Origin of the sequence: Seohaeicola sp. (assembly GCF_048006315.1) — a bacterium.
Classification (GTDB): Bacteria; Pseudomonadota; Alphaproteobacteria; order Rhodobacterales; family Rhodobacteraceae; genus Seohaeicola.
This window is the reverse complement of record NZ_CP180350.1, coordinates 2,353,170-2,375,558: the sequence shown is the minus strand read 5'-3', so window position 1 is coordinate 2,375,558 and position 22,389 is coordinate 2,353,170. Positions and strand designations below refer to the sequence as shown.

The window sequence follows — 22,389 nt, the reverse complement described above, 5'->3', positions numbered from 1 at the left end:
CCTTTTTTATTTGTCTCGGGATCTGCGTCGCGCGGAGATCGCGCGCCGCCGCAGGTCAATCCAGCCAACCCTTGAGGTTGTCCTCGATCACCGCGCTCAGCGCCGCGATATGGGCATCGTCGTCGTTGAGGCAGGGAATATAGGTGAAGTGATCGCCACCGGCCTCTTCGAAGCTTTCCTTGATCTCTTCGTTGATCTCTTCAAGCGTTTCGATGCAGTCGGCTGAAAATGCAGGCGCAATAACCGCGATGCGTTTCTTGCCGTCTTCCTTGGCAAGGCGCGCCACTTCTTCGACCGTATAGGGCTTGAGCCATTCTTCCGGTCCGAACCGTGACTGGAAGGTCGTCACGATCTGGGTCTTGTCCCAGCCCAGCCGCTCCATCAACAGTCGCGTCGTCTTCTGGCACTGGCAATGATAGGGATCGCCCTCCATCAGGTAGCGTTTCGGAACGCCGTGATACGAACAGACCAGCACTTCGGGCTTGTGCTCTTCCTGGGCGTAGGCGCGCTCAACTGATTGCGCCAAGGCTTCGATGTAGAGCGGATGCTCGTAATACGGATCAACGACACGGGCTGTCGGTTGCCATTTTTCATCCATCAGCGCCCTGAAGAACTGATCGTTCGCCGTGGCCGATGTTGCGCCGGCGTAATGCGGATAAAGCGGGAAAAACAGGATCTTGCGGCATCCGGCATCCACCATCGCCCGCACCTTCGACTTGGTCGAGGGATTGCCGTATCGCATGCAGAAATCCACCATGACATTGTCGCCGTACCGGGCCTTCATCGCCTCGGTGATCTTGGCGGTCTGGTCCTTGGTGATCGTCATCAGCGGGCTTTCGCCCTTGTCGTGGTTCCAGATGAACTCGTAGTTCTTGCCGCTGCTGAAAGGCCGCTTGCTGAGGATGATGAGCTGCAGAAGCGGCTGCCAAAGCCATGGGCTGTAGTCGATAACGCGTCGATCCGACAGGAATTCGTTCAGATAACGCCGCATGGACCAGTAATCGTAGTTATCCGGCGTGCCCAAGTTGGCCACGAGAATACCAACTTTCCCCATCGCCACCTTCGGGTGATCGGCGGGTGACATTGGCGGCCTTGCGGCGTTGGTCTGTGTCGTTTCGGTCGAAGTGGCATCCAGCATCTGGGCCCTCGTTCATCTTGAATTTTGAATGGGTCAGCAGGGGACATAAAGGTTCTTGGCGGATCGTCAATCTTGCAGCTTCAATTCGATGCTTCCAAGAGCATCTGCAAGCCGTGCCTGCGCACTTCCCGGGCGCAATGGTTTGGGCTGACTGTCATCCGGCGCCCAACCGCTGAGGAATATCATTTCGAAGGTCGCGGGGATGCGACCCTCGCCATCGCCATGCTGGTCGACATAGATCCTTGCCGCTTCCTCGAGGACGGCACGGCGGGTAGGGCGGCGCAGGCGCGCCTCAAGGGCATTGCCTTCGCCCATCGCCCGCAAATCCCGCATCAAGGCAAAAGGATCGGCATAGCTGACCGTCAGGCTTACGCTGTCTGCAACTGGCAGGGCAAGGCCCGCGCGTTGCAGCAACCCGCCCAGATCGCGGATCTCGGCCATCGGCAGGATGCGCGGCGACAAACCACCAGTGATGCACGCTTCGGCCTCGGCAAGGGCGCTGCGCAATTCGTGCAGGGTCAGGCCGCCGAAAAGGGACACAAGGCACAGACCATCCGGGCGCAGCGCGCGCCTGGCCTGGATCAGTTGACCGACAGGATCGCTGGCCCAGTGCAGGGACAGGGCATGGATCACCAGATCATGCGCAGCTTCAGGCAGATCAAGGACATCTTCATCTGCGACGATTCGCGCATCCGGCATGACGGAGTGCCAAAGCTGCGACAGACCCGTCACGACAGCGGGGGACGTAAATGACCTGTTAACCAGTTCCAGGCGATCCTTGATCTCGGCGGCGGCCTCTTCCTGAAGGAACAGGGCAGGGTTCCGCCCGGCGCGGATGCGGTTGCGGGTCAGGGCGCTGCGATCGGTCAGTCTGGGTGTCTGGATCATCAGCGGGATATAGGCGGATGGCGGGTAAGTTTCAAACGGCCTTGCGCCTTGTCTACCCGCCGCGCTGCCTGTGTTGTGGTGGCATGGTCGAAAGTGATTTCGGGCTTTGCACCGGATGCTGGCGCGACACGGCCTTTATCGGCGGATTGGTCTGCGATCTTTGTGGCGTTCCGCTTCCCGGCACGGCTGATGCAGCGGATACCGTTCATTGCGACGATTGCATTTCGGTCGCCCGTCCGTGGGCGCGTGGCCGGTCCGCGCTCTTGTATCGCGACGCCGCGCGCCGGATGGTTCTGGCGCTCAAGCATGGTGACAGGCATGACATTGTCCAGCCAGCCGCCGGATGGATGATCCAGGCGGCGCAACCCATCCTGTTGCCGGACCTTCTGTTTGCGCCCGTTCCGCTTCATTGGACCCGCATGTTGCGGCGTCGGTACAATCAGGCTGCACTTCTATCGACCGCCATTGCCGCCAGGCTGGGCCAGTCCCATTGCCCTGACCTTCTGACGCGCCACCGCCGCACGGCATCGCTGGACAAGACCAGCCGTGACTCCCGCTTTGCGACCCTTGCCGCGGCCATTTCGATCACGACAGCCAGGCGGCCGATCATCGCGGGCAGAACGGTTGTTCTGGTGGATGATGTGATGACATCCGGTGCGACCCTTGCCGCCTGCAGCGAGGCCTGCCTTGCCGCCGGTGCCGCGCAAGTTTTCGTGCTCACACTGGCGCGCGTTGCAAAGGACGCTTAAATCACGGACAAGTTGGACGTGATCAAAGGACAGTCTTCGAGATGCAAACCGTTGAAATCTACACTTCACCGCTCTGCGGGTATTGCCACGCTGCCAAGCGTCTGTTGACCCAGAAGGGTGTGACGTTTTCCGAGATCGATGTCCTGGTCCATCCCGACCGCAAGCCCGAGATGATCAAGCGTGCCAATGGCGGTCGCACAGTGCCGCAGATCTTCGTGGGCACGACCCATGTGGGCGGTTGCGATGATCTGTACGCGCTGGAAAGCGCGGGCAAGCTTGACGCCCTCTTGCAGGGTTGAAGCTGAATGAAAGCCGCGCTGCTGCAACTGACGTCAGGCGATGATCCGCACGCCAACATCGAGATGGTGCGGAACATGATGCGACAGGCGGCGGGGCAGGGCGCGGGATTCATTCTGACCCCCGAGGTGACCAATTGCGTGTCCACCAGCCGCGCGCACCAAGCCGCAGTGCTCATGGATCAGGACAATGATCCATCCCTCGATGCGCTGCGCGCCGAAGCCGCTGAACTGGGTGTGTGGCTGTTGATCGGATCTCTGGCCCTCAAGACGCAGGACGCGGACGGGCGTTTCGCCAATCGCTCGTTCCTGATCGGCCCGGATGGGGCGATCTGCGCCTGGTATGACAAGATCCACATGTTCGATGTTCAGGTGACCGAAACCGAGACATATCGCGAATCCGCTGGCTACCGGCCGGGTGATCGTGCGGTTCTGGCCGATGCCGGGTTCGCGAAAATCGGCATGACGGTCTGCTACGACATCCGCTTTCCCCACCTGCACCGCGCGTTGGCCCAGGCGGGGGCACAGATCCTGACCGTTCCTGCGGCTTTTTCCCCCGTGACCGGCGTGGCGCATTGGGAACCCCTTCTGCGTGCGCGCGCCATCGAGACGGGGTGTTATGTGCTTGCCCCGGCGCAGACCGGGCTGCATCCTTCATCCACAGGCGGCCTGCGCCGCACTCATGGGCACAGCATGGTGATTTCGCCCTGGGGAGAGGTTCTGGCCGATGCGGGAACCGATCCGGGAGTCACTGTTGTTGATCTTGCGATGGGCGACGTGGCACAAGCTAGGGCGCGTGTGCCCGCTTTGACCCATGATCGAAGGTTTGTTCCACCCGATGCCTGACAACAGCAACTCTCTTGCCGTTGCCTTGTTCAGCGAGATACTGACCGCCGATCAGCTGGTCAGGAACCGCCTGTCCAAGGTACTGCCGAAGGGGATGGAAATCTCGCATTTTTCGGTGCTCAATCACCTTGCGCGTTCCGGGTCCGAACGCACCCCCGCGCAACTGGCGAAAAGCTTTCACGTCACGCGCGGTGCGATGACCAATACCCTGGGCAAGCTGGAATGGGCCGGTTACATCCATATCAGGCCGGATTGGGACGATGCGCGCCGCAAGATGGTGGCGATCAGCCCGGCGGGGCGCCGCGCCCGCGACGCGGCGCTTGATGCCATATCACCCATGATCGCCGAGCTGATCTCGGAGCTTGGCGACGAAAAGGTGCGCGCAGCCATCCCCATCCTGCGAGAGCTTCGCTTCAAGCTGGAAGAGGACTGATACCCTCAGGTGGGTTTCAGGCTGGCGGTCACGTAATTGACGCTCAGGTCCCGGTCCGAGATCGACCAACCCCAGGTGATCGGGTTGAAGACGAACCCCTTGCGATCCACCGGATCAAGCCCGGCCTTGCGCAACAGGTCGAACAATTCATCCGGCGTGATGAACTTGTTCCACTCATGCGTGCCCTTGGGCAGCCAGCGCATCACGTATTCCGCACCGACGATGGCCATGGCAAAGCTTTTGGGATTGCGGTTGATGGTCGAACAGATCTGCAACCCACCTGGTTTCAGCAGCTGCTGGCAAGCGGTCAGATAGGTCAGCGGGTCGGACACATGCTCGACCACTTCCATGTTCAGCACGACGTCGAACTGTTCACCTGCCGCGGCCATGTCCTCGGCCGTGGTATGGCGATAGTCGATGGTCAGGCCAGATTGCTCCGCATGAATTTGCGCCACGGGTATGTTGCGCTGCGCCGCATCGGCCCCCACCACATCCGCGCCAAGCCGCGCCATCGGTTCGGCCAGGAGTCCGCCACCGCAGCCGATATCCAGAATGCGCAGTCCCTGGAAAGGATCGGCCGTGTTCAGGTCGCGACCGAATTCGCCCGCGATCTGACGCGTGATGTAATCCAGGCGGCAGGGGTTCAGCATGTGCAGTGGCTTGAACTTGCCCTTCGGGTCCCACCATTCCGCGGCCATCGCTTCGAACTTGGCGACTTCGGCGGGATCAACTGTGGTCTGTCCGGCTTGCATTCTGCTCTCCATGTGCTCTTTTACTCTCAGGCGTTATATAGGACGACCATGGACAAATTCTCGGGCCAAAAAAGCGCAGTCCACTATCTGCATCCGCCGGTCGATCCTTTCGATCAGCGCATGATCGACGTGGGCGATGGCCATACCGTCTATATGGAGCAGTCGGGCAATCCTCAAGGAATGCCGGTTGTCGTATTGCACGGTGGGCCGGGTGGTGGCTGCAGCCCTGCCATGCGGCGCTATTTCGATCCCAGGATCTACCGTGTGATCCTGTTCGATCAGCGTGGGTGCGGACGCTCGCGCCCCCATGCATCCGTCAAGGACAACACGACCTGGCACCTTGTACGCGACATCGAAAGGATCAGGACCGATCTGGATATCGGGCAATGGATCGTCTTTGGCGGAAGTTGGGGCGCGACGCTTGCCCTGATCTATGCACAGACCCACCCCGATCGCATCACGGCCCTGGTGCTGCGCGGCGTCTTCCTGGCCACGAAGGCCGAGCTTGACTGGTTCTATGGCGGCGGGGCGGGGCGGTTCTGGCCCGAAACATGGGCGCGCTTCGTCGATCTGATTCCCCAGGATGAACGCGACGACCTGATCGCGGCCTATCACAAGCGGCTGTTTTCCGGCGATCTGATGGTCGAGACGAAATATGGCCGCGCCTGGTCGGCCTGGGAGAATGCGCTGGCATCGTTCCATTCCAACGGAATTGGCGGGGAAAGCCCCGGTGAATATGCGCGCGCCTTTGCCCGGCTGGAAAACCACTATTTCATGAATGGTGCCTTTCTGGACTATGACGGCCAGATCCTGGACCAGGTGGACCGGATCGCCCATATCCCCGGCGCCATCGTGCAGGGCCGCTATGACATGATATGCCCGCCGCAATCGGCCTGGGATCTTGCCGCGCGCTGGCCGAACGTGGAACTTCACATGGTGCGCAACGCAGGGCACGCCCTGTCAGAACCCGGCATCAGCGCGGAACTTGTCCGGGTGATGGACCGCATCGGCGAAGGCTAGGGCACAGGCTGGGCCCGATCACCCCTTGCAGACTCGGGTCTTGCGGCGTATACGGCCTTCAACAGCGGCGCGTTGGGGTCCACTCCCACCGCTCCACCGGGAAAGATCAACGGGCCGCGCGCCCGTTTTTTTGTGCCTGAAAGGCAAGCCTGACCAATGACCAACGACCTGATCGCAAAAGCTGCAATCGACAGACGCCTGGCCGAGATCGTCACTCCGGTGATCGAGGATCTGGGATTCGAACTGGTGCGTATCCGGTTGATGGGCGGCAAGACCTCGACCCTGCAGATCATGGCGGAACGTCCTGAAGGCGGGATTTCCGTCGACGAATGTGCCGAAATCAGCACGGCCGTCAGTGCTGTTCTGGATGTGGAAGACCCGATCGTGGATGAATACACGCTCGAGGTGTCCAGCCCGGGAATCGACCGCCCGTTGACCCGTCTCAAGGATTTCGAGACGTTTGAAGGCTACGAGGCCCGGATCGAAACCGATGAATTGATCGACGGGCGCCGCCGTTTCAAGGGCGTGCTGGCCGGCGTCGAAGGTGATGAAGTTCTGATCAACATCGAAGAAGGCACTGTCGGACTGAAATTCGACTGGCTGTCCGATGCCAAGCTGATCCTGACCGACGAGCTGATCCGCGAGATGCTGCGCCAGCGCAAGGCGGCGGGTATCATCGATGAAGACGAATTTGACGACATAGAAACAGATAACGACACCGGTTCCGAGGAGGACTGAGACCATGGCAATCACTTCCGCCAACCAGCTGGAGCTTTTGCAGACCGCAGAGGCCGTCGCCCGTGAAAAGATGATCGACCCCGGTCTGGTGGTCGAGGCGATGGAGGAATCCCTCGCCCGTGCGGCCAAGTCCCGCTACGGCTCGGAGATGGACATCCGCGTCAAGATCGATCGCAAGACCGGCCGCGCCACCTTTACCCGCGTGCGGACCGTCGTGGCCGATGACGAGCTTGAGAATTATCAGGCCGAATTCACGGTCGAACAGGCCAAGCAGTACATGGAGAACCCGCAGATCGGCGATACCTTCGTCGAAGAGGTGCCGCCCGTGGACATGGGCCGCATCGCGGCACAATCCGCCAAGCAGGTGATCCTGCAAAAGGTGCGCGAAGCAGAGCGTGATCGCCAGTTCGAGGAATTCAAGGATCGCAAGGGCACCATCATCAACGGTGTGGTCAAGCGCGAGGAATACGGCAACGTCATCGTCGACGTGGGCCGTGGCGAAGCGATCCTGCGGCGCAACGAAAAGATCGGCCGCGAATTGTATCGCCCGAATGACCGCATCCGTTGCTACATCAAGGATGTGCGCCGCGAGCAGCGCGGCCCGCAGATCTTCCTCAGCCGGACTGATCCGCAGTTCATGGCGGAACTGTTCAAGATGGAAGTGCCGGAAATCTACGATGGTATCATCGAGATCAAGGCCGTGGCCCGCGACCCCGGTTCGCGCGCGAAGATCGCTGTCATTTCCTATGACAATTCCATCGACCCCGTGGGCGCCTGCGTCGGTATGCGCGGCAGCCGTGTGCAGGCCGTCGTGAACGAACTGCAGGGTGAAAAGATCGACATCATCCCGTGGAACGAGGATCAGGCGACGTTCCTTGTGAACGCGCTGCAGCCCGCCGAGGTGACCAAGGTCGTCATCGACGAGGAAGCCGGCAAGATCGAAGTCGTGGTGCCTGATGAACAGCTGTCGCTGGCCATTGGCCGCCGCGGCCAGAACGTGCGCCTTGCCAGCCAGCTGACGGCTCTGGACATCGACATCCTGACGGAAGCCGAGGAATCCTCGCGCCGCCAGAAGGAATTCGAAGAGCGGACGCGCCTGTTCATGGATACGCTTGATCTTGACGAGTTCTTTGCCCAGCTTCTGGTGGCCGAAGGCTTCACCAACCTGGAAGAAGTGGCCTATGTGGATCGTGACGAACTTCTGGTGATCGACGGCGTTGACGAAAGCACCGCCGAAGAGCTGCAGATGCGCGCCCGCGAATACATCGAAGCCGCAGCAAAGGCCGCGCTGGAGCATGCGCGTGAACTGGGCGTCGAGGACAGCCTGGTTGAATTCGAGGGCCTGACACCCCAGATGATCGAGGCCCTGGCCGAAGATGGTGTGAAAACGCTGGAAGACTTCGCGACATGTGCCGATTGGGAACTGGCTGGCGGCTGGACCACCGTGAACGGCGAGCGTGTCAAGGATGAAGGCTTGCTTGAGAAATTCGATGTCTCCCTCGATGAGGCGCAGAACCTCATCATGACCGCCCGCGTCATGCTTGGCTGGGTTGATCCCGCCGATCTGGCCGGTGACGAGGATGACCTCGACGAAGAGGAGGCAGAGGCCTGATTTCAGGCCTTTGGTTGACTGTATGACACGTGGCGGGCAAACAGGGGATCGGCATGACGGTCCCGAGCGGAAATGTATCGCCACGGGCGAGGTACAGCCGAAGTTCGGACTGGTCCGTTTCGTGATCGGTCCGGACGGCCAGGTTGTGCCGGACATCATGGGCAAGTTGCCGGGCCGCGGCATCTGGGTGTCGGCAGAACGTACGGCGCTGGAAAAGGCCGTGAAGAAGGGCCTGTTCGCCCGCGCCGCAAAACAGGCCGTGACCGTGCCGGATGATCTGATCGCTCAGGTCGAGGCGCAACTGGTCCGTCGTGTGGTCGATCTGATCAGTCTGGCCCGCAAGAGCGGAGAGGCTGTCAGTGGATACGAAAAGGTCAAGGACTGGCTGATCAAGGATTATGCCGAGGTGCTGATCCAGGCCAGTGATGGGTCCGAGCGCGGCAAGTCAAAGCTGAGCACGCCGTCGGATGGAACTTTCATCGGATGGCTCACTGCAGACGAGCTGGGTTTGGCCTTTGGCCGACAAACTGTAATACACGTTGTGCTTGCCGCTGGAGGTTTGGCCCCGCGTGTTGTAGAGGAAGCGGCAAGACTGAAAGGTCTGCGCGCCCCGGAAGGCGGCAAGACCGTCAAAAAGGATAGAAGAGCCATATGAACGACAACGACGGTAAGAAGACACTGGGCGTACGTGGCCCCGGCGTGCGTCCGGGAAATGTGAAGCAAAGCTTCAGCCATGGACGGACCAAGAATGTCGTCGTGGAAACCAAGCGCAAACGCGTTGTGGTGCCGAAGCCTGCTGCCGGCAAGGCCGCGGCTGGCGGCGCTGCACCGAACCCGGCGCTGGGCGATCCGGCAAAACGTCCCGCAGGTATCTCTGACGCGGAAATGGAGCGCCGCCTGAAGGCGCTTCAGGCCGCCAAGGCCCGTGAAGGCGAAGAAGCTGCGCAGCGCGAAGCCGAGGAAAAGGCCCGCGAGGAAGAGCGTCTGCGCCGCCGTGAGGAAGCCGAGGCAAAGGAGCGTGAAGAGCGCGAGCGCGAAGAAGCGCTGAAAGCCAAGGCAGAAGAAGAACAGCGCAAGGCGCGTGAGACCGAAGAGGCCGCCAAGCGCGCGGCCGCTGCAGCGGCTGCGGCGCCTGACGAAGAAGCGCCCGCCGGCCGTCCTGCCGCCAAGACAGCGGCACCCGCGCCGCGCAAGAAAGAGCGTGAGGCCGATACCCAAGAGCGTGACGCCCGCGCCGCAAAGGTCCGCGAAGACAACCGTCGTTCCGGCAAGCTGACGCTGAACCAGGCTCTGGCCGGTGGCGAAGGCGGCCGCACGAAATCCATGGCGGCCATGAAGCGCAAGCAGGAGCGTGCGCGTCAGAAGGCCATGGGCGGCAATGTCGAACGTGAAAAGATCGTGCGTGACGTGCAGTTGCCCGAAGCCATCATGGTGTCGGAACTGGCCAACCGCATGGCCGAGCGCGTCGGCGCCGTGGTCAAGGCCCTCATGCAGAACGGCATGATGGTCACGCAGAACCAGACCATCGATGCGGATACCGCCGAACTGATCATCGAAGAATTCGGCCACCGCGCAATCCGCGTGTCCGATGCCGATGTCGAGGATGTGATCGCATCGGTCGAAGACAAGGCCGAGGACCTCAAGCCGCGTCCGCCCGTCGTGACCATCATGGGCCACGTCGACCACGGCAAGACCAGCCTTCTGGATGCGATCCGCAATGCCAAGGTCGTGGCTTCCGAGGCGGGTGGCATCACCCAGCACATCGGTGCCTATCAGGTGACGACCGACAAGGGTTCCGTCCTGACCTTCCTGGATACGCCGGGACACGCGGCTTTCACCTCGATGCGGGCACGCGGTGCCCATGTGACCGATATCGTGGTTCTGGTCGTGGCGGCCGATGATGCCGTGATGCCCCAGACCGTCGAGGCGATCAACCACGCCAAGGCCGCCAAGGTGCCGATGATCGTGGCGATCAACAAGATCGACAAACCGCAGGCGAACCCCACCAAGGTGCGTACCGACTTGCTGCAGCACGAAGTGGTTGTCGAGGCGATGTCCGGCGACGTTCAGGATGTCGAGGTTTCGGCCCTGACCGGACTGGGTCTTGATGAACTGCTGGAAGCCATCGCGCTGCAGGCCGAGATCCTTGAGCTGAAGGCTAATCCGAACCGTTTTGCGGAAGGCGCCGTGATCGAGGCCAAGCTTGATGTGGGCCGCGGCCCCGTCGCGACCGTTCTGGTTCAGAAGGGTACGCTGAAGCAGGGCGATATCTTCGTGGTCGGCGAACAGTGGGGCAAGGTGCGCGCCCTGATCGACGACAAGGGCGAGCGTATTTCCGAAGCTGGTCCTTCCGTCCCCGTCGAGGTGCTTGGCCTGAATGGCACGCCTGAAGCCGGTGACGTTCTGAACGTGGTCGAGACCGAAGCGCAGGCGCGCGAAATCGCGGAATACCGCGAGAATGCAGCCAAGGAAAAGCGTGCAGCGGTTGGTGCGGCGACGACGCTGGACCAGTTGATGGCCAAGGCCAAGGCTGATGAAACGGTGGCTGAACTGCCGATTCTGGTCAAAGCCGATGTGCAAGGCTCTGCCGAAGCGATCGTTCAGGCGATGGAAAAGATCGGCAACGACGAGGTGCGCGTTCGCGTTCTTCACTCGGGTGTTGGTGCGATCACCGAGACCGATGTGGGTCTTGCCGAAGCCTCTGGCGCGCCGATCATGGGCTTCAACGTCCGTGCCAACGCCTCTGCGCGCAACACGGCGAACCAGAAAGGTGTCGAGATTCGCTATTACTCGGTCATCTACGATCTGGTGGATGATGTGAAGAAGGCCGCAAGCGGCCTGCTGAGCGCCGAGATCCGCGAAAAGTTCATCGGCTATGCGCTGATCAAGGAAGTCTTCAAGGTGTCTGGTGTCGGCAAGGTTGCTGGCTGTCTGGTCACCGAAGGTGTGGCCCGCCGATCGGCTGGCGTTCGCCTTCTGCGCGACGACGTTGTCATCCATGAAGGCAACCTCAAGACGCTCAAGCGCTTCAAGGACGAGGTCAAGGAAGTCACCTCGGGCCAGGAATGCGGCATGGCCTTCGAGAACTACGACGATATCCGCCCCGGCGACGTCATCGAGATCTTCGAGCGCGAGGAAGTCGAGCGCAAGCTGGCGTGATCCCTTCGATCCGAAAATGAAAAAAGGGGCAGCTTTCGCTGCCCCTTTTTTGTTGCCTGCCGTCAGGCGGCTTTCGGGATCACCGGTAGACCGATGAATTCGCGCGATCCCACGCGCACCAGAACCCGGCCATCTGCCAAGGTACGGACATAGGTCCCCTGTACAGAAACGCAGCTTCCCAAGATGATCGTTCTCAGCATTCACATCCTCCCAAGAATGCACAGCACACATTAGATCACCTTCATCGACAAAGAGTTGAAAAATCTGATCACTGTTCGCCTGTTCAGGTCAAAAAAAGCGAAAATAGGGCTGCGGTCAACCTCGGGTAGCAGGGTTTTGGCCCTGTTGAACCGGAAAGAACCGCCTGATCAGAGCCAATCGCGGAGAATCGGGATCAGGGGAATATCGGCAGGCGGCATCGGGTAGGTTTTGAGGTCGGCCGGACGCACCCATTTGAGCGTCTGGCCTTCGCGGGGCGTTACGATTCCCTGCCACTTGCGGCATGCGAACAACGGCATCAGAAGGTGGAAGTCATCGTAGCTGTGGCTGGCGAAGGTCAGGGGCGCAAGGCAACTTTCCCAGGTATCGATTCCCAATTCCTCGTGCAGCTCGCGGATCAGGGCGGCTTCGGGGGTTTCACCGGCCTCGACCTTGCCGCCTGGAAACTCCCACAGCCCGGCCATGGATTTGCCTTCAGGGCGCTGCGCCAGCAGCACCCTCCCATCGGCATCGATCAGGGCCACAGCGGAAACAAGAACGACTTTCACGCTTCCCATCCGTCAGGACCGATAATCGGCGTTGATCTCGATATAGCCATGCGTCAGGTCGCAGGTCCACACGGTGCACTTGCCCTGACCAAGTCCCAGATCGACACCGATCCGCAAGTATTCGCCTTTCATGTATGCGGCGGCATCGGCTTCCTTGTAGGCCGGAGACACCCAACCGTTTTCGGCCACCAGAAGATCACCAAAGCGGATGGCCAGCAGATCACGATCCGCAGCGGCACCCGACTTGCCGATCGCCATGACGACCCGACCCCAGTTGGGATCCTCTCCTGCGATCGCGGTCTTGATAAGAGGAGAATTGGCGATCGCCATGGCATGGGTCTTTGCATCTGCATCGCTGGCCGCGCCCGTCACGGCAACTTCGACGAATTTCGTGGCACCTTCGCCGTCGCGGACCACCTGATGCGCCAGGTCCAGCATCACACCGTGCAGCGCTTCGCGGAACGCTGTGGTGTTGCTATCGACCTTGACGCCTGACGCACCGGTCGCGGCCAAAAGCAACGTGTCCGAGGTCGATGTATCGCTGTCCACGGTGATGCAGTTGAAGGTAACATCGGTCAGGTTCGACAGCATCGCCTGCAGTTCGGATCGTTCGGCTGCCGCATCCGTGAAGATATAGACCAGCATCGTGGCCATATCGGGCGCGATCATGCCCGATCCCTTCGCGATGCCGGCGATCTTCACCGGCTTGCCGTCGATGCTGATCTCGGCGGCGGCCCCCTTGGGGAAGGTGTCGGTCGTCATGATCGCGCGGGCCGCGGCCGCAATTGCGCCCTTGTCCAGCGTGTTGGCAAGTTCGTTCAGCTTTGCCGTGATCCGCTCATGCGGCAGGGGCTCACCGATCACCCCGGTCGAGGATGAAAACACACGCGTTTCGGGCAGACCCAGGGTTTCGGCGGCGGCTGTGGTCACTGCGCGGGTGGAAACAACGCCGTTCTTGCCGGTGAACGCGTTGGAATTGCCCGAGTTGACGATGATCGCCGCACCTTCTGCACTGTCCAGACCGATCTTGGCCTGGCAATCCAGCACCGGCGCGGACCGCGTGGCGGAGCGCGTGAAAACGCCAGCCATGGTCGTACCCGGCGAGAGACGCGCCATCATCACATCCGTCCTACCCTGATAGCGAACGCCAGCCTGAACCGCAGAAAATGCGACCCCTTCGATCACCGGAAGGTCGGGAAATGCCTCGGGTGCAAGCGGCGAAACCTTGGTGATCTTTCCCATGCCTCAGTTCTCCAGAAGATCGAGGTTCTTGATCAGCGCGGGATCGATCCCTGCACCGGGGCGCTCGACAGTTGCTGCGGCTGTCAGCTCGTCCAGACGGGCCTGGACTGCTGCGCGCTCGACCTGCGGGCGAAGTTCATCGGCCACCTGTTCAAGGGAGGGAATTTCGCGCAGGCGGGTCTCGTTCAGCATGACCACATGCCAGCCGAACTGCGTCTGCACCGGAGCCGAGACAGCCCCAACCTCAAGCGCGATGACCGCAGCCTCGAAATCGGGAACCATCATGCCGGATTCGAACCACCCCAGTTGCCCACCGCTGGCCGCGGACGAGTCGCTGGACGCCTCTTGCGCCAGGGCTGCGAATTCTTCACCTGCATCAAGCCGGGCGATCAGGGCTGCCGCCTCTTCCTCGGTCTCGACCAGAATATGCGATGCGTTCCATTCGCGGGTCGGTTCGGCATTCGCAAAAGCTTCGTCATAGGCTTTCTGCAGCGCTTCGTCCGTCACGGCATCCTTGAGGATGTCATCGACGACCGCAGCGGCAAGAAGCGCGCGACGCTCGTTCTCAAGCGCGATCTGAACGCTGCGCGGGGTGTCGTCACCCACAGTCTGGGCCAGTACGGATTGCTGAATCAGCTGGTCCAGAATCCCGTTGAACAGAACTTCGTCCGGCAAGGACAGATATTGCTGCGGCAGGGTCGTGCGGGCCATGATCATCTGGCCAAGCGTGATCTCGGTCCCGTTGACAGTGGCGATCACGCTATCCGCGTCCGGTGTGTCCTGCGCCAGCACAGGTCCCGCAGCCCACACCGCGAAAACGGCGGCTGACAGGGATGTGAAGGCATTTCGATGAAGTTTCTGCATGGATTCGTCCTTTGTATCGGGCGCATCCGGCCCCCGGCGTTGACAGTCATGAAGCCGCCCCTTACATCGCCCTGAGGCCAGGTTTGGCTGTCTTTTCCCGCCTCTTCATATGTGCTGCGGAAAGAGCGGGCAAGCAGATGGCTTGCACAACTCTGTCAACGAGCGGAACGGAACAGATATGCTGGGACTCGGAACTCTTGCCAAGAAGGTGTTCGGCACCCCTAACGACCGCAAGATCAAATCGGTTCGTCCGCTTGTCGAAAAGATCAACGCACTGGAGCTCGAGTTTCAGGCCCTGTCGGATCAGGGGCTGATCGACAAGACATCGGAACTCAAGGCGCGCCTGCAGAATGGCGAAACCCTTGACGCGGTCCTGCCCGAAGCATTCGCCAACTGCCGGGAGGGCGCGCGTCGCGCACTGGGGCTTCGCGCCTTCGACACGCAGTTGATGGGCGGCATCTTCCTGCACCAGGGCAACATCGCCGAGATGAAGACGGGCGAGGGCAAGACCCTTGTTGCGACCTTTCCTGCCTATCTGAATGCCCTGATGGGCAAAGGCGTGCATGTGGTGACCGTCAACGATTACCTGGCGCGGCGCGACGCGGAATGGATGGGCAAGGTTTACGCCGCCCTTGGCCTGACCACTGGCGTCGTCTATCCGCAACAGCCTGAAAGCGAGAAAAAGACCGCTTACGGTGCGGATATCACCTACGCCACCAACAACGAACTGGGCTTCGACTATCTGCGCGACAACATGAAATCCAGCCTGGATCAGATGAACCAGCGCGACCATTTCTTTGCGATTGTCGACGAGGTGGACAGCATCCTGATCGATGAGGCGCGTACGCCGCTGATCATCTCGGGACCCTCGCAGGACCGCTCGGACCTTTATCAGGCGATCGACAAGCTGATCCCTGAACTCAACGAAGAAGACTTCACGCTGGATGAAAAGACCCGCAACGTGACCTTCACCGACGAGGGTAACGAAGCGCTGGAAAAGATGCTGCACGACCGTGGTATCCTGCCTGCGGATCAATCGCTTTACGATCCCGAAAGCACGACCATCGTGCATCACGTGAACCAGGGCTTGCGCGCGCACAAGTTGTTCACCAAGGACAAGGACTACATCGTTCGCGACAACGAGGTTGTCCTGATCGACGAATTCACCGGCCGCATGATGGCTGGCCGCCGCCTTTCGGATGGCCTTCACCAGGCGATCGAGGCCAAGGAAGGCTGCAAGATCCAGCCCGAGAACGTGACCCTGGCGCAGGTGACCTTCCAGAATTATTTCCGGCTGTACGACAAGCTGGCCGGCATGACCGGTACCGCCGTCACCGAGGCCGAGGAATTCTCGGAGATCTATGGCCTGGGTGTAGTCGAAGTGCCGACCAACCGTCCCATCGCCCGTCTTGATGAAGACGACGCCGTCTATCGGACTGCACGCGAGAAATACGATGCCATCGTCGAAACGATCCGCGAGGCGCATGCAAAGGGTCAGCCCGTTCTGGTCGGTACAACATCGATCGAAAAGTCGGAATTCCTGTCCGGTCTTCTGACCCAGGCGGATATCCCGCATAACGTTCTGAACGCGCGTCAGCACGAAAAAGAAGCCCAGATCGTGGCGGATGCGGGCAAGTTCGGCGCGGTGACGATCGCCACAAACATGGCTGGCCGCGGTACCGACATCAAGTTGGGCGGCAACGTGGATTTCAAGGTGATGGAAGCCCTTGCCGCCAGCCCGGACGCCCATCCCGACGAATTGCGTGCGCGCATCGAGGCAGAGCATGCCGCCGAAGAGGCCCGCGTGAAAGAAGCGGGCGGCCTGTTCGTTCTGGCCACGGAACGCCACGAAAGCCGCCGGATCGACAACCAGCTGCGCGGCCGTTCGGGCCGTCAGGGCGATCCGGGCCGTTCGGCTTTCTTCCTCAGCCTTGAAGACGATCTGATGCGCATTTTCGGATCCGAACGTCTGGACAAGGTGCTGTCCAGCCTGGGCATGAAAGAAGGCGAAGCGATCGTGCACCCTTGGGTGAACAAGTCGCTGGAACGCGCGCAGGCCAAGGTCGAAGGGCGCAACTTCGACATCCGCAAGCAATTGCTGAAATTCGACGACGTGATGAACGAGCAGCGCAAGGTCATCTTTGGCCAACGCCGCGAGATCATGGAAGCAAAGGATCTTTCCGACACGATCTCGGACATGCGCAGCCAGGTGATCGACGATCTGGTCGAACAGTACATGCCCCCCAAGACCTATGCAGATCAGTGGGATACCGAAGGTCTGTATCGTGACTGCATCGAGAAACTGGGGATCGACGTGCCCGTGGTTGATTGGGCCGCGGAAGAAGGCGTGGACGACGAACAGATCACCGAACGTCTGGAAGACGCTGCGTCTAAGTACATGGACGAGAAGGTGGCCGCCTTTGGTGCCGACAACATGCGGCAGATCGAAAAGCAGCTTCTGTTGCAGACTATCGATGCGAAATGGCGCGAACATCTGCTGATGCTGGAACATCTTCGCTCGGTCGTCAGCTTCCGGGGTTACGCTCAACGCGACCCGCTGAACGAATACAAGAACGAGGCCTTCCAGCTTTTTGAATCGATGCTCGACAGTCTGCGGGAAGACGTGACTCGCAAACTGGCCCAGATCCGACCGCTGACCGAAGAGGAACAGCAGGAAATGGTGCGCCAATATGCGGCCCAGCAAGCAGCCCTGGCCGCGCAGATGAAGGCGGCGCAGGATGCCGCATCTGGTCAGCAGGGCGATGCAGCCTTGGCAGAAGGTGCGCTTGAAGGCTTTGACGAGAACGATCCCGCCACATGGGGCAATCCGGGTCGCAACGACACTTGCCCCTGCGGCTCGGGCAAGAAGTTCAAGCATTGCCATGGGCGTCTGGCCTGATGCGCCACATTTCGGCCCTGAATGAAACGGTTTCGGGACTGTAAATGAACCGTAAAGACTGATTCAGACCGGTTTTGCCTGAAACTGGTCTGAACACAGTCACAGTGATGCCAGTTTGATTTGCGATGAACGTTTCGTGTCTGTGATGATTGCGGAGCGTCTAATGATAAACTTGAAGAATGCGATTCTCTCAGGTGCCACGGTATTCGCTGCCGGTTTCACTGGTCATCTCATGCAATCCTCCCCCGTGGCGGAGATGCGTTATCCGGTGGAAACGCCGGCCCAGACACAGGATCAAATGCCGTCTTCCGATCAGACAGCAGCGGGTCCTTTTTCAGGCATCACCGATCTTGAGCTGACATCCGTTGCCTTTACCTCGGCAATTGTGACGGGTCCGGCTTTGCCCGGGCTGGATCAGGACCCCATCGCGCCCTTGCGGGACCTAATGGCCGACTCGAAAGACAAGTTCCAGATCAAGGCAGAGGCGCGCCCGTCAGGGGCGTCGGTCGTTTCCGCCAGCGTAAATGCTGCCGCACCCTGCACCGCCGCTTTGAGTGCCCGGCCGATGGCTGCTGCGATGGTTCAACTGAGCCTGACCGCCGGATGCCAACCGGACACGCGCGTGACGCTGCATCACAACGGAATGATGATAACCGAAAGCACAGACAGCAAAGGCAACCTGGTACTGCAGATGCCGGCATTGTCGCAGACGGCGGTCTTCATGGCTGCTTTTGAAAATGGCATGACCGCGATGGCCAAGGCCGACGTCACCTCGCTTGATGTCTATGATCGCGTTGTCGTGCAATGGGAAGGCCCGGGCGACATGCAGATCCATGCCTTCGAATTCGGTGCCGACTATGCGGATGAGGGACACGTCTGGAAGGCTGCACCGCGGGAAGCAGCAGAGGCCGCACTGGGGCGCGGTGGTTTCCTGACCGAACTTGGAAAGGCCATGCCTGATCAGGATCTGCGTGCCCAAGCCTATACATTCCCTTCCGGCACCGTATCGCGCAGCGGTGATGTTGCCCTGAGCATTGAAACCGAAGTCACGACCGAAACCTGCAACCGCCGGATGGAGGCGCAGACCCTGCAACTGACCGGTGGTGGGGCCCTCAGCGTTACGGATCTGACAATCGACATGCCCGGCTGTGAAGCGATTGGCGATTTTCTGGTGTTGAAAAACCTTCTGCAAGACCTGAAGATCGCGCAGAACTAGTCGACAGTAGTAGGGTATTTGAATGTACAGGATGTGTGCGGCTTGGAAGGCCGCACTTTCTATTTTTGTGATCTGGCTTGCCGTGCCTGCGGCTGCACAGGACATCACGCTGACGTCAAGGGATGGTGCCGTTCAACTGAGCGGCACTTTCCTTGGATTTGATGGCGAATATTACCGTATCGAGACTGTCTATGGTGAACTTACCGTGGATGGCAGCGGGGTCCTGTGCGAGGGACCGGCTTGTCCCAGTCTCGAGGATTATGTGGCGCGCCTGTCCTTCTCCGGGGCGGCAAGCATGATCGAACTTCTGATGCCGGCCCTCCTGGAAGGCTTCGCACTGCGCGAGGGATATGGCGTCAGGCGTGAACCGCTTGACGAGAGCCATTTCGAATATCTGATCTTCGATCGCCAAACTGGCCGTGATCTGGGACGGTTTCGGTTTCGGTCCACGAACTCTGACGAGGGCTTTGCCGATCTTCTGGCGAACGAGGCGGATATCGCATTGTCCCTGCGCGAAATAAGGGCCGAGGAACTGGTCAGGGCGCGTGAGGCCGGTTTCGGCGATCTGCGGGCGCGGGGACGGTTTCGCGTGCTTGCGCTGGATGCCGTGGTCCCCATCGTGCCCGGATCATTGCCGCTCGACCGGATTTCAACGGCTGATCTGGCGCGGGTCTTTTCGGGGCAGATCACGCAGTGGTCCGATATTGGAGGGCCGGATGTACCGATAAGCCTGCACCTCAGAAATGCGGATTCCGGCCTGATGCAGACCGCGGTGGACAAGTTGCTGGGTGCTGTCGATCTGGAACTTGCAGCCTCGGTCGAGCGTCATGACAGCGATCTTGCCCTTGCGCTGGCGGTTGTCGCTGATCCCTTCGGGATCGGTCTTGCCAATGCGGCGGAAACCGGGCTTGCCCGCAGGCTGGCGCTGTCGGGTGACTGCGGCTTTGCCCTGCGCGCCACGCGGCAGAATGTGAAGACCGAGGACTATCCGCTGACAGCGCCGATGTTTCTGTATCTGCCCGCGCGACGATTGCCAAAGCTTGCGCGTGAATTCCTGTTCTATACCCAGAGCATGCCTGCCCAGTTGGTGATCCGTCGGGCCGGCTTTGTCGATCTTGCGCCCGAAGCGATCCCACTGGCGGGTCAGGGCGAAAGGTTTGCGAACGCAATCGCCCAGGCAGGACCAGAGGTGGGACTGGAGGAACTGAAACGCATGGTCGCGACATTGGGAAAAATGCAGCGCCTCACGACAACCTTCCGGTTCGAAGCAGGGTCGATCCGACTGGATGCGCAATCGCGGTCGAATGTCGAACAGCTTGCAAGCCGGTTGGAAGATGGCACCTACGACGGTCGGCACCTGATGTTCGTGGGGTTTAGTGATGGTGATGGCGGCGCTGCGTCAAACCTGTCGATCGCACAGCGCCGGGCCGAGACGGTTCGCCAGGCCGTTACAAATGCGGCGGAAATCGCGGATTTCTCGCAAGTGGACTTGTCCGTCGACAGTTTTGGAGAGGCGATGCCCATGGCCTGCGATGACAGTGCCTGGGGTCGGCAGGTCAATCGCCGGGTTGAAGTCTGGCTGCGCTGACCCTGTTTCTACAGAAGCCCCTCTGACCGAAACGCTCACAATTCCCGCGAACGTCCGATCACTGAAGATGATCATGCCAGTTCAGTCAGGCCAAGCGCCTCAGCGCGCGGTCCTTGATTTGCTGGGTCATCATGATGTCAGCGTCTGATGGGTTGGGTCGCCCGACGGATGGCTTGATGCATTCAAGGATCAATGCCGAGGCGTTCATGGTTCAAGTAGCTGGCGCTTGACCATGCTTCGCGTTCGGGAAGACTGGCACGTGATCCACGGTTCCCTGTGTCTGCGCCGCATCCGCCGACAAGGCTACGGTGTCTTCCGATCCAGGTAAAGGAGCCCTTGAACTGAGCTCCGGTGTCCCTCTGCGCCATCGTCGTGTGACAGTAGTCGAACGAACCGACCAGGTCCGTCAACTGGCCAAGCCGATCATCGCGCGTTGCAGAATCCGCGACCGGTGTCAAGACGTTGGTCGCGGCGGCTTCATGTATTTTCATTCGGTGGAATCTGTCCGCGTCACCCACGACCTTCCACTTCGCCGGGACAGCCGCGCAGCAGGGCCGAAAGGACGCGGTTGCAACTATCACCAAAGGCGTCAAGCAACTGGTGCGCCAGCGGTTTGACATCCTGGCGCGGAATGGCGCGGAACAGGATCAGTTCCAGCATTTCATAATCTGGCAGGGCTGCGGCACCGCCAGCAAGAAACCGTTCCCGCAGTCGCTTGCGATGCGCACCGATGTAGGAGGGCAGCTTGCCACGGGGCAGGGGTGCGACCGCCTGCGCCTCGTCACAATCGAAGAGCGGCATGGGAGATTCGGAAAAGGCGCGATGCTGTTTCATCCCTGCAGTTTCGCGTGCATTGGTTGAACAACGGTTAATCCAGTATGAGATCCTGTCGATAAATTCATCTGCACCAAAAGCAGAAGGGGGCACCCGACATCATGCTGGGCGCCCCCTTTTGGACAGGATGAAAGACGGGGTTTAGCCCTTCATGCTGTCCCAGAATGTCTTGACCGAAGAAAAGAAGCTCTTGCTTTCGGGGTTGTTGTCCTCGGACAGGGCTTCGAACTCGCGCAGAAGCTCTTTCTGGCGGCTGGTCAGATTGACCGGCGTTTCAACGGCAAGTTCGATGAACATGTCGCCGGCCGGTCCACCGCGCAGCGCGGGCATGCCCTTCGACCGCAGACGCATCTGCCGCCCCGACTGGCTGCCGGCCGGGATCTTCACGCGGCTGCGACCACCATCGATCGTCGGTACTTCGATGTCGCCACCAAGTGCCGCTGTCGTCATGGACACAGGAACGCGGCAGAACAGGTTGGTATTCTCGCGCTCGAACAGATCGTGTTTGGTCACTTCGATAAAGATGTACAGATCACCGGACGGCCCCCCGCGCATCCCGGCTTCCCCCTCGCCGGCAAGACGAATACGGGTTCCCGTCTCGACGCCTGCGGGGATATTCACCGAAAGCGCGCGATCCTTGTGTACGCGACCCTGACCGGCGCAAGCCTTGCAAGGGTTCTTGATGATCTGGCCCAGACCGCTGCAGGTCGGACAGGTGCGTTCAACCGTGAAGAAACCCTGTTGCGCACGCACTTTTCCCATGCCGGAACAGGTCGGGCAGGTCTGCGGCTCGGCGCCGCCCTCGGCACCGGACCCGCTGCAGGACGAGCAGGACACCGATGTCGGGACATTGATGGTCTTCTGAAGGCCGGAATAGGCGTCTTCCAGCGATACACGCAGGTTGTAGCGCAGATCGGCACCGCGTGCGGCGCGTCCACGACCACCGCCGCGCCCACCCATGAAGTCGCCGAAAAGATCGTCGAACACATCTGAAAACGCGCTGGCAAAGTCACCCTGGTTTCCGCCGTAGCCACCGGGACGACCGCCACCGCCGCCCATGCCCCCTTCAAAGGCAGCATGACCAAAACGGTCATAGGCCGCCTTTTTCTCGGCGTCCTTCAGAACCTCATAAGCCTCGTTGGCTTCCTTGAATTGGGCTTCGGCTTCGGGGTTGTCGGCGTTGCGGTCTGGATGCAGCTCTTTCGCCTTGGTGCGATACGCCTTCTTGATCTCTTCTGCCGAGGCGCCGCGTGCCACACCAAGCACGTCGTAATAGTCACGTTTTGCCATTGGGGATCCCCCTCATGTGGAACGGTAAGGGCCGGCCCGGATTGGACCGGCCCCCGTG

At 60.4% G+C, this 22,389-nt stretch carries 22 protein-coding genes; 12 read left to right on the top strand and 10 right to left on the bottom strand.

Annotated features, from left to right (window positions below):
• Window positions 1-55: 55 nt before the first annotated feature.
• Together hemH and ACMUJL_RS11985 are read right to left on the bottom strand one after the other, a co-directional pair.
• Window positions 56-1,138, bottom strand: a complete 1,083-nt coding sequence (gene hemH, locus ACMUJL_RS11990) for a ferrochelatase (protein ID WP_416914279.1) — start codon at window positions 1,136-1,138, stop codon at window positions 56-58.
• A 66-nt stretch (window positions 1,139-1,204) separates the two neighbouring features.
• Window positions 1,205-2,026 carry a methyltransferase domain-containing protein gene (locus ACMUJL_RS11985; RefSeq protein ID WP_416914278.1) on the bottom strand — a complete coding sequence of 274 codons (822 nt, stop codon included), beginning with the start codon at window positions 2,024-2,026 and terminating at the stop codon, window positions 1,205-1,207.
• A 17-nt stretch (window positions 2,027-2,043) separates the two neighbouring features.
• Between ACMUJL_RS11985 and ACMUJL_RS11980 the strand changes: the two genes are divergently transcribed.
• The 4 genes from ACMUJL_RS11980 to ACMUJL_RS11965 are packed head-to-tail and all read left to right on the top strand — an operon-like array spanning window position 2,044 to window position 4,350.
• Window positions 2,044-2,775 carry a ComF family protein gene (locus tag ACMUJL_RS11980; protein WP_375568042.1) on the top strand — a complete coding sequence of 244 codons (732 nt, stop codon included), beginning with the start codon at window positions 2,044-2,046 and terminating at the stop codon, window positions 2,773-2,775.
• A gap of 41 nt (window positions 2,776-2,816) precedes the next feature.
• On the top strand, window positions 2,817-3,074 hold the full coding sequence (gene grxC, locus ACMUJL_RS11975) for a glutaredoxin 3 (protein ID WP_068288446.1): 258 nt from the start codon (window positions 2,817-2,819) through the stop codon (window positions 3,072-3,074).
• A 6-nt stretch (window positions 3,075-3,080) separates the two neighbouring features.
• On the top strand, window positions 3,081-3,917 hold the full coding sequence (locus ACMUJL_RS11970; RefSeq protein WP_375568044.1) for a carbon-nitrogen hydrolase family protein: 837 nt from the start codon (window positions 3,081-3,083) through the stop codon (window positions 3,915-3,917).
• Entirely contained in the window at window positions 3,910-4,350 is a 441-nt protein-coding gene (locus ACMUJL_RS11965) for a MarR family winged helix-turn-helix transcriptional regulator (RefSeq protein WP_068288440.1), read from the top strand. The genes ACMUJL_RS11970 and ACMUJL_RS11965 overlap by 8 nt, the downstream gene beginning before the upstream one ends.
• A 5-nt stretch (window positions 4,351-4,355) precedes the next feature.
• Here ACMUJL_RS11965 and ubiG read toward each other — a convergent pair whose 3' ends face one another.
• A complete protein-coding gene (gene ubiG, locus ACMUJL_RS11960) occupies window positions 4,356-5,102 on the bottom strand; it encodes a bifunctional 2-polyprenyl-6-hydroxyphenol methylase/3-demethylubiquinol 3-O-methyltransferase UbiG (protein ID WP_375573918.1) in 747 nt (248 codons plus the stop codon).
• 48 nt (window positions 5,103-5,150) lie between these two features.
• Between ubiG and pip the strand changes: the two genes are divergently transcribed.
• The 5 genes from pip (at window position 5,151) to infB (ending at window position 11,631) form a co-directional block, all read left to right on the top strand.
• Window positions 5,151-6,122 (top strand): prolyl aminopeptidase, encoded by a 972-nt coding sequence (gene pip / locus ACMUJL_RS11955; protein ID WP_068288434.1) that lies wholly within the window; start codon window positions 5,151-5,153, stop codon window positions 6,120-6,122.
• A 156-nt stretch (window positions 6,123-6,278) separates the two neighbouring features.
• The gene (rimP, locus tag ACMUJL_RS11950; protein WP_375568047.1) at window positions 6,279-6,860 is read left to right on the top strand and encodes a ribosome maturation factor RimP; all 582 of its coding nucleotides are present in this window, start codon (window positions 6,279-6,281) and stop codon (window positions 6,858-6,860) included.
• A 4-nt stretch (window positions 6,861-6,864) separates the two neighbouring features.
• A complete protein-coding gene (nusA, locus tag ACMUJL_RS11945) occupies window positions 6,865-8,472 on the top strand; it encodes a transcription termination factor NusA (RefSeq protein ID WP_416914277.1) in 1,608 nt (535 codons plus the stop codon).
• A 22-nt stretch (window positions 8,473-8,494) separates the two neighbouring features.
• Complete coding sequence (locus ACMUJL_RS11940) at window positions 8,495-9,127, top strand: RNA-binding protein (RefSeq protein WP_375568049.1); 633 nt, start codon at window positions 8,495-8,497, stop codon at window positions 9,125-9,127.
• On the top strand, window positions 9,124-11,631 hold the full coding sequence (infB, locus tag ACMUJL_RS11935; protein WP_375568051.1) for a translation initiation factor IF-2: 2,508 nt from the start codon (window positions 9,124-9,126) through the stop codon (window positions 11,629-11,631). Before ACMUJL_RS11940 ends, infB begins: the two co-directional genes overlap by 4 nt.
• A 62-nt stretch (window positions 11,632-11,693) precedes the next feature.
• Here infB and ACMUJL_RS11930 read toward each other — a convergent pair whose 3' ends face one another.
• The 4 genes from ACMUJL_RS11930 to ACMUJL_RS11915 all read right to left on the bottom strand — a co-directional run bounded on the left by ACMUJL_RS11930 (window position 11,694) and on the right by ACMUJL_RS11915 (window position 14,504).
• The gene (locus ACMUJL_RS11930; protein ID WP_162841186.1) at window positions 11,694-11,831 is read right to left on the bottom strand and encodes a hypothetical protein; all 138 of its coding nucleotides are present in this window, start codon (window positions 11,829-11,831) and stop codon (window positions 11,694-11,696) included.
• Window positions 11,832-11,999: 168 nt separating this feature from the next.
• Window positions 12,000-12,398, bottom strand: coding sequence for a (deoxy)nucleoside triphosphate pyrophosphohydrolase (locus ACMUJL_RS11925; protein WP_068288669.1), 399 nt, complete (start codon window positions 12,396-12,398; stop codon window positions 12,000-12,002).
• A gap of 12 nt (window positions 12,399-12,410) precedes the next feature.
• The gene (gene argJ / locus ACMUJL_RS11920; RefSeq protein ID WP_375568054.1) at window positions 12,411-13,640 is read right to left on the bottom strand and encodes a bifunctional glutamate N-acetyltransferase/amino-acid acetyltransferase ArgJ; all 1,230 of its coding nucleotides are present in this window, start codon (window positions 13,638-13,640) and stop codon (window positions 12,411-12,413) included.
• A gap of 3 nt (window positions 13,641-13,643) precedes the next feature.
• The gene (locus tag ACMUJL_RS11915; RefSeq protein WP_375568056.1) at window positions 13,644-14,504 is read right to left on the bottom strand and encodes a peptidylprolyl isomerase; all 861 of its coding nucleotides are present in this window, start codon (window positions 14,502-14,504) and stop codon (window positions 13,644-13,646) included.
• A 178-nt stretch (window positions 14,505-14,682) separates the two neighbouring features.
• On the opposite strand from ACMUJL_RS11915, the gene secA reads away from it, so the two are divergent.
• The 3 genes from secA to ACMUJL_RS11900 all read left to right on the top strand — a co-directional run bounded on the left by secA (window position 14,683) and on the right by ACMUJL_RS11900 (window position 20,207).
• Window positions 14,683-17,403, top strand: coding sequence for a preprotein translocase subunit SecA (gene secA / locus ACMUJL_RS11910; protein ID WP_375568058.1), 2,721 nt, complete (start codon window positions 14,683-14,685; stop codon window positions 17,401-17,403).
• Between the two features lie 145 nt (window positions 17,404-17,548).
• Window positions 17,549-18,619, top strand: a complete 1,071-nt coding sequence (locus ACMUJL_RS11905; RefSeq protein WP_416914276.1) for a hypothetical protein — start codon at window positions 17,549-17,551, stop codon at window positions 18,617-18,619.
• A 22-nt stretch (window positions 18,620-18,641) separates the two neighbouring features.
• Window positions 18,642-20,207, top strand: a complete 1,566-nt coding sequence (locus ACMUJL_RS11900) for a substrate-binding domain-containing protein (RefSeq protein WP_375568062.1) — start codon at window positions 18,642-18,644, stop codon at window positions 20,205-20,207.
• Between the two features lie 85 nt (window positions 20,208-20,292).
• Here ACMUJL_RS11900 and ACMUJL_RS11895 read toward each other — a convergent pair whose 3' ends face one another.
• The 3 genes from ACMUJL_RS11895 to dnaJ form a co-directional block, all read right to left on the bottom strand.
• Window positions 20,293-20,415 carry a JAB domain-containing protein gene (locus ACMUJL_RS11895; RefSeq protein ID WP_416914275.1) on the bottom strand — a complete coding sequence of 41 codons (123 nt, stop codon included), beginning with the start codon at window positions 20,413-20,415 and terminating at the stop codon, window positions 20,293-20,295.
• Between the two features lie 302 nt (window positions 20,416-20,717).
• Window positions 20,718-21,008 (bottom strand): hypothetical protein, encoded by a 291-nt coding sequence (locus ACMUJL_RS11890; protein WP_416914274.1) that lies wholly within the window; start codon window positions 21,006-21,008, stop codon window positions 20,718-20,720.
• Between the two features lie 174 nt (window positions 21,009-21,182).
• Window positions 21,183-22,331 carry a molecular chaperone DnaJ gene (gene dnaJ / locus ACMUJL_RS11885; RefSeq protein WP_068288400.1) on the bottom strand — a complete coding sequence of 383 codons (1,149 nt, stop codon included), beginning with the start codon at window positions 22,329-22,331 and terminating at the stop codon, window positions 21,183-21,185.
• Between the last annotated feature and the right edge of the window lie 58 nt (window positions 22,332-22,389).

Coding starts and splice junctions, on each gene's coding strand:
- hemH (WP_416914279.1), bottom strand. CDS start 1,138: ATGCTGGATGCCACTTCGACCGAAACGACACAGACCAACGCCGCAAGG.
- ACMUJL_RS11985 (WP_416914278.1), bottom strand. CDS start 2,026: ATGATCCAGACACCCAGACTGACCGATCGCAGCGCCCTGACCCGCAAC.
- ACMUJL_RS11980 (WP_375568042.1), top strand. CDS start 2,044: ATGGCGGGTAAGTTTCAAACGGCCTTGCGCCTTGTCTACCCGCCGCGC.
- grxC (WP_068288446.1), top strand. CDS start 2,817: ATGCAAACCGTTGAAATCTACACTTCACCGCTCTGCGGGTATTGCCAC.
- ACMUJL_RS11970 (WP_375568044.1), top strand. CDS start 3,081: ATGAAAGCCGCGCTGCTGCAACTGACGTCAGGCGATGATCCGCACGCC.
- ACMUJL_RS11965 (WP_068288440.1), top strand. CDS start 3,910: ATGCCTGACAACAGCAACTCTCTTGCCGTTGCCTTGTTCAGCGAGATA.
- ubiG (WP_375573918.1), bottom strand. CDS start 5,102: ATGCAAGCCGGACAGACCACAGTTGATCCCGCCGAAGTCGCCAAGTTC.
- pip (WP_068288434.1), top strand. CDS start 5,151: ATGGACAAATTCTCGGGCCAAAAAAGCGCAGTCCACTATCTGCATCCG.
- rimP (WP_375568047.1), top strand. CDS start 6,279: ATGACCAACGACCTGATCGCAAAAGCTGCAATCGACAGACGCCTGGCC.
- nusA (WP_416914277.1), top strand. CDS start 6,865: ATGGCAATCACTTCCGCCAACCAGCTGGAGCTTTTGCAGACCGCAGAG.
- ACMUJL_RS11940 (WP_375568049.1), top strand. CDS start 8,495: ATGACACGTGGCGGGCAAACAGGGGATCGGCATGACGGTCCCGAGCGG.
- infB (WP_375568051.1), top strand. CDS start 9,124: ATGAACGACAACGACGGTAAGAAGACACTGGGCGTACGTGGCCCCGGC.
- ACMUJL_RS11930 (WP_162841186.1), bottom strand. CDS start 11,831: ATGCTGAGAACGATCATCTTGGGAAGCTGCGTTTCTGTACAGGGGACC.
- argJ (WP_375568054.1), bottom strand. CDS start 13,640: ATGGGAAAGATCACCAAGGTTTCGCCGCTTGCACCCGAGGCATTTCCC.
- ACMUJL_RS11915 (WP_375568056.1), bottom strand. CDS start 14,504: ATGCAGAAACTTCATCGAAATGCCTTCACATCCCTGTCAGCCGCCGTT.
- secA (WP_375568058.1), top strand. CDS start 14,683: ATGCTGGGACTCGGAACTCTTGCCAAGAAGGTGTTCGGCACCCCTAAC.
- ACMUJL_RS11905 (WP_416914276.1), top strand. CDS start 17,549: ATGATTGCGGAGCGTCTAATGATAAACTTGAAGAATGCGATTCTCTCA.
- ACMUJL_RS11900 (WP_375568062.1), top strand. CDS start 18,642: ATGTACAGGATGTGTGCGGCTTGGAAGGCCGCACTTTCTATTTTTGTG.
- ACMUJL_RS11895 (WP_416914275.1), bottom strand. CDS start 20,415: ATGAACGCCTCGGCATTGATCCTTGAATGCATCAAGCCATCCGTCGGG.
- ACMUJL_RS11890 (WP_416914274.1), bottom strand. CDS start 21,008: ATGCCGCTCTTCGATTGTGACGAGGCGCAGGCGGTCGCACCCCTGCCC.
- dnaJ (WP_068288400.1), bottom strand. CDS start 22,331: ATGGCAAAACGTGACTATTACGACGTGCTTGGTGTGGCACGCGGCGCC.